At 72.4% G+C, this 13,297-nt stretch carries 5 protein-coding genes; 3 read left to right on the top strand and 2 right to left on the bottom strand.

Going from position 1 to position 13,297, the window contains the following annotated elements:
- The first annotated feature begins 360 nt into the window (after nucleotides 1-360).
- The 3 genes from CD790_RS33645 to CD790_RS33635 all read left to right on the top strand — a co-directional run bounded on the left by CD790_RS33645 (nucleotide 361) and on the right by CD790_RS33635 (nucleotide 10,037).
- Nucleotides 361-7,809 carry a type I polyketide synthase gene (locus CD790_RS33645; RefSeq protein WP_222108345.1) on the top strand — a complete coding sequence of 2,483 codons (7,449 nt, stop codon included), beginning with the start codon at nucleotides 361-363 and terminating at the stop codon, nucleotides 7,807-7,809.
- A 126-nt stretch (nucleotides 7,810-7,935) separates the two neighbouring features.
- Entirely contained in the window at nucleotides 7,936-8,928 is a 993-nt protein-coding gene (locus CD790_RS33640) for a spirocyclase AveC family protein (protein WP_144387184.1), read from the top strand.
- Nucleotides 8,929-9,068: 140 nt separating this feature from the next.
- Complete coding sequence (locus tag CD790_RS33635) at nucleotides 9,069-10,037, top strand: ketoacyl-ACP synthase III family protein (protein ID WP_260868101.1); 969 nt, start codon at nucleotides 9,069-9,071, stop codon at nucleotides 10,035-10,037.
- A 343-nt stretch (nucleotides 10,038-10,380) separates the two neighbouring features.
- On the opposite strand, the gene CD790_RS33630 is transcribed toward CD790_RS33635, so the two are convergent.
- Nucleotides 10,381-11,754 (bottom strand): cytochrome P450, encoded by a 1,374-nt coding sequence (locus CD790_RS33630; RefSeq protein WP_144387182.1) that lies wholly within the window; start codon nucleotides 11,752-11,754, stop codon nucleotides 10,381-10,383.
- A 245-nt stretch (nucleotides 11,755-11,999) separates the two neighbouring features.
- Nucleotides 12,000-13,295 (bottom strand): cytochrome P450, encoded by a 1,296-nt coding sequence (locus CD790_RS33625; RefSeq protein WP_144387181.1) that lies wholly within the window; start codon nucleotides 13,293-13,295, stop codon nucleotides 12,000-12,002.
- Nucleotides 13,296-13,297: the final 2 nt, after the last annotated feature.

The following is a 13,297-nucleotide window of genomic DNA, read 5'->3' as shown; positions in this document are numbered from 1 at the left end:
CTCCACCCCGACCACCCCGAAACCCACACCACCCACACCGCCCTCGCCCACCTCCACACCCACGGACACCCCACCACCTGGCACCACCCAACACACCACCCCACCACCCCCCACCACACCAACCTCCCCACCTACCCCTTCCAACACCAGCGCTACTGGCTCGACACCACCCCCGCCAAAGGTCGTGACGTCACCGCCGACTGGCGCTATCACGAGGTGTGGAAACCGATCACTCTCGCGGACGCCGGTCGGAGGCCGCCAGGCGACTGGCTGGTCGCCGTGCCCGCTCGGCACTCCGGGCATCCGCATGTCGGTGCCGTCCTCGACGCTCTGAGGGGCCATGGCGCCCATACGATCGAAGTGCTTCTCGACGCGACCCGCGCCGAACCGCGTGCCCTCGGTCAAGAGCTCTCCGCGGCTCTGGCGGGGCATGACGAGTCCAAGGTCAGCGGGGTGCTCTCCTTCCTCGCCCTGGACGAGGAACCACACCCCGACCACCCCCACGTACCCACCGGAACAGCCCTCACCCTCGCCCTCATCCAAATCCTCACCACCCACCCCACCCTCACCGCACCCCTGTGGTGCCTCACCCACAACGCCACCACAACCAACCCAACCGACACCCTCCAACACCCCCTCCAAGCCCTCACCTGGGGACTCGGACGCACCACCGCCCTCGAACACCCCCACCACTGGGGCGGGCTCATCGACCTCCCCACCACCCTCACCCCCCAACACCTCACCCACCTCACCCACACCCTCACCACCACCCACAACGAAGACCAACTGGCCATCCGCGACAGCGGTCTCCTCAGCCGACGCCTCGTCCGCACCACCCCCACCACGCCACCCACACCCACCACAACCACCACAACCAGCCGCGACGACCACCAAACCTGGACACCCCACGGCACGGTCCTCATCACCGGCGGCACCGGAGCCATCGGAACCCACATCGCCACCTGGATCGCCACCCACCACCCCCACTGCCACCTCCTCCTCACCAGCCGACAAGGACCCCACGCACCCAACGCCACCCAACTCCACCAACACCTCACCCAACTCGGCGCCCACACCACCATCACCACCTGCGACACCACCAACCCCACCCAACTCACCAACCTCCTCAACACCATCGCCCCAACCCACCCCCTCACCACCGTCATCCACACAGCGGGGGTCAACCTGGCGGCGTCGATCGCAGAGACGACGACGGCGGACCTCGCCTCGACGGCCGGGGCCAAGGCGGCCGGGGCGGCGCGCCTGCACGAGCTGCTGCGGGACCACGACACGATCGAGCACTTCGTTCTCTTCTCCTCGATCGCGGGCACCTGGGGCAGTGCCGGCCAGGCCGCGTACGCCGCAGCCAACGCCTACCTCGACGCCCTCGCCCAGCACCGCCACGCCCAGGGACTCCCCGCCACCTCCATCGCCTGGGGCCCTTGGGACGGCGAGGGGATGGCGGCGGGGGGCGACACCCGGGACCGGCTGCGCCGCCGCGGCCTTCCCGCCATCCCGCCCGGACTCGCCCTCACGGCACTCGCCCACACCCTCGCTCATCACCCTCACACCGCCACCGTCACCGTGGACGTCAACTGGCCGGATTTCGCCGCCACCTTCACCGCCCGTCGGCCGGCGCCGCTCCTCGACGACATCCCCGAGGTTCGAGAGCTGCTCGACAAGGGATCCGACCGCCCCTCGGTCGACTCCCTCCGGGAACGTCTCGTGCGGTGCTCGGCCGATGAGCAGCACCGGGCCCTCCTCGACATCGTGCGCACCCACACCGCCGCGGTCCTCGGTCATGACGGGCCCGAGTCGATCGACGCCCAGCGCGCCTTCAGCGATGTGGGGTTCGACTCCCTGACGGCCGTCGAGTTCCGCAACCGCGTCTCGGCCGCCACCGGGCTGTCCCTGCCCACGACGCTGGTCTTCGACCACCCGAGTCCCGCCGACTGCGCTGCCCGTCTGCGCACGATGCTGCTGGGCGACGACGAGCGCGCGGCCGCGTCGTCGCCGGCGCGGACTCGGGTGGGCGACCCGGACGAGCCCATCGCGATCGTCGGCATGGCGTGCCGCTATCCGGGGGAGGTGCGATCGGCCGACGAGCTGTGGCAGTTGGTCGCCGGCGGTAGGGACGCCGTCACCGAGTTCCCCACGGACCGTGGCTGGGACCTCGACCGGATCTACCACCCGGACCCCGACCACCAGGGCACCTGCTACACCCGTCATGGCGGGTTCCTCTACGACGCGGGCGATTTCGATCCCGGCTTCTTCGGGATCAGTCCCCGCGAGGCGCTCGCCATGGACCCGCAGCAGCGGCTGCTGCTGGAGGTCTCCTGGGAGGCCCTCGAACACGCGGGAATCGACCCGGAGACCCTCCGCGGGAGTCAGACCGGGGTCTTCGCCGGCATCAACGTGCAGGACTTCGCGGCCCATGTGCGGCAGGTGCCGACGGCCGCGGCCGGCTATGCCCTGACGGGCAGCTCCGGGAGCGTCGCCTCCGGCCGTATCGCCTACACCTTCGGGCTGGAGGGGCCGGCGGTGTCGGTGGACACCGCATGTTCGTCATCCCTGGTGGCTCTCCACATGGCCGGTCAGGCGCTGCGAACGGAGGAGTGTTCGCTGGCGCTCGTCGGCGGGGTGATGGTGATGTCCACTCCGGCGACGTTCGTCGAGTTCTCCCGCCAGCGGGGGCTGTCCGTGGACGGTCGCTGCAAGGCGTTCTCCGCCTCCGCGGACGGCACCGGCTGGGCGGAGGGCGCCGGCGTGATCCTCATGGAGCGCCTCTCCGACGCGCGGCGCAACGGCCATCGCGTCCTGGCCGTGGTGCGCGGCAGCGCGATCAACCAGGATGGTGCCAGCAACGGGCTCACCGCCCCCAGCGGTCCCTCGCAGCAGCGGGTCATCCGACAGGCCCTGGCCAGCGCGGGGTTGTCGCCCGCCGAGATCGACGTGGTCGAGGGGCATGGCACCGGTACCGTCCTCGGCGACCCGATCGAGGCCCAGGCCCTGTTGGCCGCGTATGGCCAGGACCGGCCCGAGGGGAAGCCGCTGTGGCTGGGTTCGATCAAGTCCAACATCGGGCACGCGCAGGCGGCGGCCGGCGTGGGCGGGGTCATCAAGATGGTGATGGCGCTGCGGAACGAGCTGCTGCCGCCGACCCTGCATGTGTCGGAGCCCTCGCCGCATGTGGACTGGTCCTCGGGCGCGGTGCGGCTGCTGACCGAGGCGCTGCCGTGGTCGCGGAACGGGCGTCCGCGGCGGGCCGGTGTGTCCTCGTTCGGCGTCAGCGGCACCAACGCGCACGTGATCCTGGAGGAGGCGCCCCCCGAGTCGGCGGTCGACTCCGAGCGGGACGCCCACACCCCCTCGGCTGAGGCGTCCGCGGCCGAGCGGGACACCACGGGCTCCGATGAGGCGTCCGGCAGTGTTCCGCTGCCCTGGCCGGTGTCCGGGAAGTCACCCGAGGCGCTCCGGGCTCAGGCACGCCGACTCCATCGCTACCTGGCCGCCACCTCCGCCGAAACCGGTCCGAGGCTTGCCGACATCGGCTACTCGTTGGCTGCCCGCCGGTCGGTCTTCGAGCATCGTGCTGTGGTCATCGGTTCGGACCGCGAGGAACTGCTCCAGGGCCTGGACGCGCTGGCCACCGGCCGACCCCACCCCACCCTCCACCACACACCCCCCACCACCACGACCACCACCCCAGGCCGGATCGTGTTCGTCTTCCCCGGCCAAGGCGGCCAATGGCCCGGCATGGGACTCCACCTCCTCCACACCTCACCCGACTTCGCCCACTCCATCACCACCTGCGAACAAGCCCTCACCCCCCACGTCGACTGGAACCTCACCGACATCCTCCACCGCCCCCCACACGACCCCGCATGGAACCGCGCCGACATCATCCAACCCGTCCTCTTCGCCCTCATGGTCTCCCTCGCCCACACCTACCGCGCCCACGGCCTCACCCCCGACACCGTCATCGGCCACTCCCAAGGCGAAATCGCCGCCGCCCACATCGCAGGAGCCCTCACCCTCCACGACGCCGCCACCCTCATCACCCACCGCTCCCAAACCCTCCAAACACTCAGCGGCACAGGCGGCATGGCCTCCATCCCCCTACCCCCCCACCACATCACCCCCACCCTCAACAAACACTGGCCCGACCAACTATGGACCGCCGCCCACAACAGCCCCACCACCACCATCATCACCGGCGACACCCACGCACTCGACCAAGCCCTCCACCACTTCCACACCCAAGGCGTACCCGCCAAACGCATCCCCGTCGACTACGCCTCCCACTGCCCCCACATCACCCCCCTCAAAAACCAACTCCTCACCCGACTACACAACATCACCCCCCAACCCACCCACACCCCCTTCCACTCCACCGTCGACAACCAAACCCTCGACGGAACCACCCTCAACGCCCACTACTGGTACCGCAACCTCCGCCAACCCGTCCGCTTCACCGACACCATCCACACCCTCCACCACCAAGGCCACACCACCTTCATCGAAATCAGCCCCCACCCCACCCTCACCCCCGCCCTCCACGACACCACCCACACCACCCACACCGATGAGACCGACCACACCGACAGCCACACCCATCCACCCACCACCGTCATCAGCACCCTCCGCCGAAACCACAACGACACCCACCAACTCCTCACCGCCCTCGCCCACGCCCACACCCACCACCACACCATCAACTGGCACCACCACTACCAACACCACACCCCCACCCCCCACCCCACCGACCTCCCCACCTACCCCTTCCAACACCAGCGCTACTGGCTCCACCCCCAACCCCACACCAACCCCACCACCGCCGGACTCGACGAAACCACCCACCCACTCCTCGCAGCCGTGGTCCGGATCGCGGGCGGTGACGGCCATCTGCTCACCGGCCGGCTCTCGCTCCGTACGCACCCCTGGCTCGCGGACCACGCCCTCGGCGACACCGTGCTGCTGCCCGGCACCGCCTTCCTCGACCTCGCCCTTCAAGCCGGTGCCCACGTCGGCTGTCGACTCATCGAGGAACTCACCCTTGAGGCGCCCCTGCTCCTCCCGCGGCAGGGCGGGGTCGATGTGCAGCTCAGCGTCGGGGCACCTGACGACGACGGCCGTCGGGAGTTCGCCGCCTACTCCCGCGTCCAGGGCGACGCCTCCCGTACGGAGGACGGGGACGACGCCGACCGTCCGTGGACACGGCACGCCACCGGCACGCTGAGCGCCGTGACCGCCGCGGGAGGGACCGAAGGCGCGGCGGCGAGCGCATGGCCGCCGGCGGGGGCCCGGGCCGTCGACCTGGACGCGCTCTATGAGCTGCTGGCGGAGGCGGGGCTGGCGTACGGCCCGGCGTTCCAGGGGCTGCGTGGGGTCTGGCGCCATGGCGCCGACCTCCTCGCGGAGGTGCGGCTTCCGGAGGCGCAGGCCGAGGAGGCGGGGCGTTTCGGCATCCACCCCGCGCTGCTGGACGCGGCGCTGCACACGCTCGGCCTGGGTCTCGGCACCGCGGGGGACGGCGCGCCGGGGGCCGCACGGCCGACGGAGCGCCCGGCCGCGCGACTGCCGTTCATGTGGCGGGGGGTGACCGTGGACGCACCGGGCGCGGAGGCGCTGCGGGTGCGGCTCTCACCGCTCGCCGACCGTGAGGCGGTGGCCATCGAGGCGTTCGACGAGGTGGGTCGGCCGGTGGCTTCCGTCGACGAGCTGGCGCTGCGGCCGGTGTCCGCCGGGGAGATGCGCGCTCTCGGCTCGGAGTTCCACGAGTCGCTGTTCCGTACGGTGTGGTCCCCGGTGTCGCGGTCCGCTTCCGATCCACCGCTTTCCGGCGCCTTCCCCGCCGTCTTCGCCGTCGTGGGCGAGGACCCGTACGGGCTGGGGGTTCGGCGCCATGACGACTGGGCCGCGCTGCTGGAGGCCGTGGAGGGCGGTGGCGACGCGGTTCCCGATGTGGTTCTGCTGCCCTGTGGTGGTGAGGGCGGCGCGGCGGCCGTGCACACGGCCGCGCATCATGCGCTGCGCGTGGTGCGGGCGTGGCTGGCCGACGATCGCTTCGCCGAGACGCGACTGGTCGTGTTGACGCGCGGGGCGGTCGCCGTCGGGCGGGACGAGGATGTGGTGGATCTGCCCGGCGCCGCGGTGTGGGGCCTGGTCCGTTCGGCGCAGTCCGAGAATCCGGGCCGCATCGTGCTGGTGGACTGGGACGGGCTCGACGTCTCGGCTCATCTGCTGTTCGCCGCGCCTGATGTCGGGGAGCCCCAGTTGGCCGTCCGGGCGGGTGAGCTACGGGTGCCGCGGCTGGAGCGCCTGGTCCGGCGGGAGGGGTCCGGCTCCGGCGACACGGCCCCGGGTGCGCTGGACCCGGAGGGCACCGTGCTGATCACCGGTGGTACCGGGGTCCTGGGCGGGCTGGTCGCCCGCCATCTGGTCGTGGCGCACGGGGTGCGGCGGCTGCTGCTGGTGGGCCGCCGGGGTGAGGCGGCCGAGGGGGTGCGGGAGCTCGCGGCCGAGTTGTCGGCGCTCGGCGCGACGGTGTCCGTCGTCGCCTGTGACGCCGCCGACCGGGAGGCCCTGGCCGGCGTGCTGGCCGGCGTGCCGGATCGGCATCCGCTGACCGCGGTGGTGCACGCGGCGGGCGTTCTGGACGACGGGACGCTCCCCTCGCTGACGCCGGAGCGGGTCGACGCGGTGCTGCGCGCCAAGGTGGCCCCGGCGCTGCATCTGCACGAGCTGACGCGGGGGATGGAGCTGGCGGCCTTCGTACTGTTCTCCTCGGCGGCGGCCGTGCTCGGCTCTCCGGGGCAGGGCAACTACGCGGCGGGCAACGCGGTGCTGGACGCGCTGGCGCGGCATCGGTGGGCGCGGGGGCTGCCCGCGGTCTCGCTCGCGTGGGGCCTGTGGGCGCGGGGCAGCGGCATGACACGCCATCTGGACGGCTCCGACCACGCCAGGATCCATCGCGGCGGGATGGTCCCGCTGCCGACGGAGGAGGGGCTGGCGCTGTTCGACGCCGCGTTGGCGGCCGACGAGCCGTTCCTGGTTCCGGCTCGGCTCGATCTCGGCGCGTTGCGGGCGCGTGCCGCCGGGTCCGAGGTGCCGGCGATGCTCCGCGGGCTGGTGCGGGTCTCGGCCCGTTCGGGGGCGGCCGGCGGGGACGAGGCGCGGGGCGCCGCGGCCTCGCTCGTGGAGCGCCTGTCTCGGCGCGGTGCCAGGGAGCAGACGCAGGTCCTGACGCGCCTGGTGCGGTCGCATGCCGCGGCGGTGCTGGGGCACGACGGGACGGCGGCGGTCCCGGGGGATCGGGCCTTCCGGGAGTTGGGCTTCGACTCGCTGACCGCCGTCGAGCTGCGGAACCGGTTGACCGCCGCGACCGGTCTGCGGCTGCCGGCGACCCTCGCGTTCGACTTTCCGACCCCGGCCTCGCTGGCGGAGCAGTTGCGTGCCCGGTTGCTGCCGGTGAGCGGGTCGGACGCCGGTGCGGGGGGCGGGGGCGACGCGGAGGCGGCGGCGACGTGGGGTCTCAGCGAGGAGGAGCTGCGGACGGTGGTGGCGTCCATTCCGCTCGGTCGGCTGCGGGAGGCGGGGGTGTTGCGGGTGCTGCTGGAGCTGGCGGAGGTCGTTCCCGCCCCCGGCGCCCCGGGCCGCGCCCCGGACCCTGTGCCGGTCCACGCCGCGGGCCCGGTCGCGGGCCCGGTCGCGGGCCCGGTCACGAGCGCTTCCGGCTCGATCGACGAGATGGACCTCGACGACCTCATCGGCCTGGCGCACGGCCAGGAGGACCCCTCCTGCTCGTAGGGGCACCCGTGCCGGCGCCCAGAGCGGCATCCATAGCGGTTCTCGTACCACTTCTCGTAGCGGTTCTCGTATCGCTTCTCGTAGCGGTTCTCGTATCGCTTCTCGTAGCGGCAGAAGGAGAGAGGTATGACCGACCTCGTCGACGAAGGGCGGCCGGCCGCCGCCGGGCGGGCTCAGGCCGCTCACGGCCTGCGGCTGCGCGCCCTGCCGGTGGTGTGGTGGGCCGTTGTCGGCGCCGTGGTGCTGGGACTCCAGGTGTACGTCTTCGCCTCGTGGTTCGCCGACGGCGGCTACCGGGTGGAGAAGGCGCCCGCGGCCGTGGGCGGTGGCGACTCGACGCGACCGGCCGATGTGTGGGTGCCGCTGTCCTCGGTGCTCGGCGTGCTGGTCCTCGCGGTGTACCTGTACCGGCGGTGCCGGGCTCGACGGCGGCTGACCTTCGACGCCCTGCTGTTCATCGGGCTGCTGCTGGCGAGTTGGCAGAGCCCCCTGATGAACTGGATCAATCCGGTGCTCGCGTCGAACGTCAACGTGTTCGGGGCGGTCGCCTCGTGGGGTCCCTATGTGCCCGGCTGGCAGGGGGCGGGACCCCACCGGGAGGCGGAGCTGCCGTTGGCGACGCTGAGCATCTGCATGACCGCCCTGATCGCGGCCGTGGCCTGCAGCAAGGGGATCGGCATGGCGGCCGCTCGCCGGCCGCGATGGGGCGCGGCGCGGCTGGTCGGGTTCGGCTTCCTCCTGGTCATGGTGTTCGACCTCTGTGAGCCGCTGATCTCCTTCGTGGGCATCTCCGTGTGGACGCGGTCGGTTCCGGAGCTCACTCTCTGGAGCGGCGAGTGGTACCAGTTCCCGCTGTACCAGATGGTGGCGTCCGCGCTGTTCGGGGCGGCACTGGGGGCGATGCGCCACTTCCGCAACGCGCGGGACGAGACCTGTCTGGAGTCGGGGGCGGGACTGCTGCCGCCGGGGGTACGGGCGTGGGCGCGGCTGCTGGCCGTGGTGGGCGGCGCCAATGTGTGCATCGGCCTCTACACCGGCACGCACATCCTCTTCTCTCTGCTGGACGGTGGCGCCCCGGACCGACTGCCCGACTTCTTCCGCCCGCCGGCGGGCTACTGACCACCGTGGCGATTCCTCGCCGCGCTACCGATGAATCGACGTATCGACGTATCGCTGCATCGAGAGGAGGGGGTATTCAGGTGCGCACCCCGGATGTACACATCGCGGCTGTGGGAACGTATCTGCCCGACAGGGTGAGTGTGAGTGAGGCGGTCGAGGCGGGCCTGCTGGAGGCCACGGAGGTGGAGCGGTCCGGTCTCCTGGGAGCCGCCGTGGCCGGGGACACCCCGGCGCCGGAGATGGCGGTACGGGCGGTCCGGTCGGCCCTGGAGCGCTGGGGCGGTGAGGTGTCGGCACTCGGCCTGCTGCTCTACGCGGACGGCTACCGTTGCGGCCCCGACGGCTGGTTGCCGCACTCGTATGTGATGCGGGAGGTGGTCGGCGGCGATCTGCTGGCGGTCGGCGTCCGGCAGGGGTGCAACGGGGTCTTCGGCGCCCTGGAGCTGGCGGCGGCGTATCTCCGCGGAGGCGGCGGCGAGGCGGCGTTGGTCACCGCGGCCGACAACATGGGCCCTCCGCTGGTGGACCGCTGGCGGGCGAGCCCGGGCTATCTGCTGGGGGACGGCGCCTCGGCCGCGGTGCTGACCCGGGAGCCGGGCTTCGCGCGGCTCCTGTCGGTCAACTCCACGGCGGTGCCCGAGCTCGAGGCCCTGCACCGGGGGGCGCAGCCGCTGGATCCGGCCGCCTCGGCCCGGGCCCTGCCCCTGGATCTGGGCGCCCGGCAGGCGGAGTTCCTGGCGACCGGCGAGGCGCCCGCGGACTGGATGCTGATGGTGATGAAGGCGCAGCGCGAACTGATGGCCGTCACCCTGGACGAGGCGGGCATCGGCGTGGAGGACCTCGCCTGGGTGGTGCCCGCACACGCGGGGCGGGACCTCGCGGACGCCTGGCTGGCCTCCCTGGGTCTCCCGCTGGAGCGGTCCACCTGGGACTTCGGCCGGCGGGTGGGGCATCTGATGGCCAGCGACCACCTGGTCTCCTTCGAGCATCTGCTCGCGACCGGGCGGACCGGTCCGGGCGACCGCGTCCTGCTGGCGGGCTCGGGCCCCGGTCTGGGTATCGCCGCGGCCGTCGTGGAGGTCGTCGCCCCGCCGCCGTGGCGCCCCTGACCGGGACGAGCGCGGAGGATCCGCCGTGCGGGTCCCGGTCGAGTCGGGCCGCCCGACCACCCCGGGCCCGCCCCCGGGTCTGACCACCCCGGGCCTGGCCCCCGGCCCGTGGCGGCTCGGCACGCGGGTGGGGGCCGGAGGCGAGCGCCGGTCGCGCGGCGCGCCGACCGGCGTGCCGCACCGCTCCCGCGCGATGCCTGCGTCCGGCGTTCGCCTCCGGGTCGTTGGGCGCTCCGCGGGGGCGTGTTCGGCCCCGGCGGAGCGCCGGTCCTCAGCCGCGCCGGTCCTCAGCCGCGCGGGGTCCCGACGCGCGGGTGCCGCGCCGGTCGTCCGCGGGCGTTCCTCACCTGCTCACCTGCGGCGCCAGGTGCGGGGCGCGGGTCTTCCGGGCGGCGCTCCGGGGTTCCACGATCATGCGCAGGCGTCCCGGAACGACGTGGGTGTGTTGGTGGACGGCGCGGACGTCACGCCCGGGCACCGGGCGCAGCCGCCAGCGGGAGGCGATGACGGCGACCGCGACGGCCGTCTCCATCTCGGTGAAGCCGTCTCCGATGCACTTGTAGACCCCTGCCGAGAACGGCACCCAGGCGCCCTTCTTGACCCGTCCCACGCTCCGCTTGGAGTCCCAGCGGTCGGGGTCGAACCGGTCGGGGTCGGGGTACCAGCGGGCGTCGTTCTGGAGGGCGTACGCGCTGTACATGACCTCCGTGCCGGCGGGGAGCTCGTGCTCGCCCAGCCGGACGGGCTCACACGCGCGTCGCATGCCCACCCACCCGGGGTACTTGCGTAGCGCCTCCTTGACGAGCCGCTGGGTGTAGGTCAGCCGGGCGAGGTCCTGGTGTCCGGGTCGTCGGCCGTCGAGGACGGTGTCCAGCTCCTTGTGCAGCCGCCGCTCGACGTCGGGGTGCTGACCGAGTTCGTGGAAGATCCATGAGGCGATGGCGGCGGGTCCGCCGATGCCGGTGATGGCGAGCCCCATGATCTCGTCGCGGATCTCCCGGTCGGTCAGGCCGACGCCGGCGGCGTCCGTCGTGCGCAGCAGCATCGAGAGCATGTCGCCGTGGTCGCGTCCCTCCGCGCGGTACGCGGCGATGGTGCGTTCGATGACGGCCTGCGCCGGGGGGAGCTCCCGGTTTCCGGTCGTCGGCAGCCGCCGGTAGATTCCCGGGAGAACGGCGCTCATGCGGGCCACGTGCAGAATGGAGTTGCCGACCTTGCGCAGGTCCTTTTCCGCCTGCGCGCCGAGTTCCGAGAAGAACAACGACTTCGTGATCATCGCGGTGGCCAGGTCGGTCATGGTGGGCAGCATGTCCACGACGTCGTTCGCGGACCAGGAATCGGCGGTCGCCTCGGCGGCGGCGCACATTCCCGAGACGTAGCTCTCGATCCGTTCCCGGTGGAAGCAGGGCTGCATGAGGCGGCGCTGGCGGCGGTGCGGCTCGCCGGTGGTCGCCACCAGGATGGGTCCGATGAAGGCGAGCGCCTTGGCGTGGCCGATGCCGCGCGTGTAGCCGTGCGCGTCGGTGACCAGCATGGACCGGACGAGGTCGGGATGGGTGGCGACGTAGACGGGTTTGTGGCCGAGCCGGATTCTGACCAGGTCGCCGTGGTCGGTGAGGGAGCGCATGAAGGCGAGCGGCCGCCGGAGGAGCTGCGGCACATGGCCCAGGGCCGGCCAGGAGCCGGGCGCTTCGGGGACGGGGAGAGGGGCAGGCATCGCGGGACTCCTATCAGGATCGGGCCCCAGGGGCCCGGAGTGGGCCAGCAATTCCCGACGCGGCGGGCACGGTCATGGCTGTGCCGAGTCGGGGTCTCTGCCAATGGGATCGAGCCTAGGAGGGGGCATTCCACCCGAAGAACCCCCTATCCACCCCAGCGCTTTCCGCGCCCGGCGGCCGTGTGCGGTGCGCCTGTGTGCGGTGCGCCTGTCGTGCGTCGGCGTCGCGGCCCGTTCGACAGGTGTCACGCGGTGCCCTGGGGCGATGGTGTGAACCGGCAGGGAAGTCGAGTCACACCGTGGATGGCGGGGCCGGTGAGGAACCGCGGCTCGCCGGCCTCGATGTCGGGCAGTCGGCCGAGCAGTTCCCTGAAGAGGGCCCGCAGTTGTGCCCTGGCCAGTTGGGCGGCCAGGCAGAAGTGGGCGCCACCGCCGCCGAAGGCCAGGTGGGGGTTGGGGTCACGGCCGAGGTCGTAGCGGTCCGGACGGGGGAAGACGGCGGCGTCGCGGTTGCCGGAGTCGTAGAACATCACGACCTTGTCGCCGGCCGCGATGTCCCGGCCGCCGAGCGTGGTGTCGGTGGCCGCGGTGCGGCGGAAGGTCATCACGGGCGTGCCGTAGCGGAGGATCTCCTCCACGGCCGTGTCGATGCGGGCGTCGAAGTCGGCCAGCAGCCAGGCGCGTTGTGCCGGGAGGGCGGTGAGGAGCCGCAGGCCGTGGGCGATGGCCTGGGTGGTGCTGTCGTTGCCGGCGATGCACAGCACCAGGAAGAAGTCGGCGATCTCGTCGTCGGTCAGCCGCTCCCCGTCGATCTCGGCCTGGACGAGCGAGGTCATCAGGTCGTCGGCGGGCCGCTCGCGGCGCCGGCCGGCCAGCTCGAGTGCCATGCGGCGCAGCGCTCGGTTGCCTTCCATGACACGTTCGGCCGGGGTGCTGTCGTCCGGGGTGCCTTCGGCGGCGCTCAGCCCTTCGGCGACCGACGCGGCCATGGCCTCCTGCCGGTCGTGGGGGATGCCGACGACGTCGGAGATGACGCGCATCGGCAGCAGTGCGGCGCAGTCCGCTACGAACTCCGCCCGGCCGTCGGGGCGCGCGGCCAGGTCGTCGACGATCCGGCGTGCGTGGGCGCTGATGCGCTGCCCCATGCGGGCTATCTGGCGCCAGGTGAAGGCGCCACTGGCCAGCCGCCTGATCCTGGTGTGGCGTGGCGGGTCCATGGAGAGCAGGGACTGCGAGCCGTCGACGAGTTCCTCGGGGATGTTCTCGAAGAGCACCCCGGCGCCGGAGACGAACAGGTCGTGGCGACGGCTGACGGTGACGATGTCCTCATGGCGCACGACGGCCCAGAATCCGGGGTCGTCCGGGTCCGGGAACATCCTCTCTTCGAGCGGCGGATGCCAGGAGACGGGTCGCTCGGCGCGCAGGACGGCGTAGGAGTCGTCCCGTTCCTCGGCGGTCCGCGCCCAGAAGGCGCGGGAGGACAGGTCGATGGGGTCGTAGGGCCGCTCGCTGGCGGCGCGGGGGCTGGTCGGTGCGTCCACCG

Origin of the sequence: Streptomyces sp. SAJ15 (assembly GCF_007595705.1) — a bacterium.
Taxonomy (GTDB): Bacteria; Actinomycetota; Actinomycetes; order Streptomycetales; family Streptomycetaceae; genus Streptomyces.
This window is presented reverse-complemented; position numbering and strand designations above follow the sequence as displayed.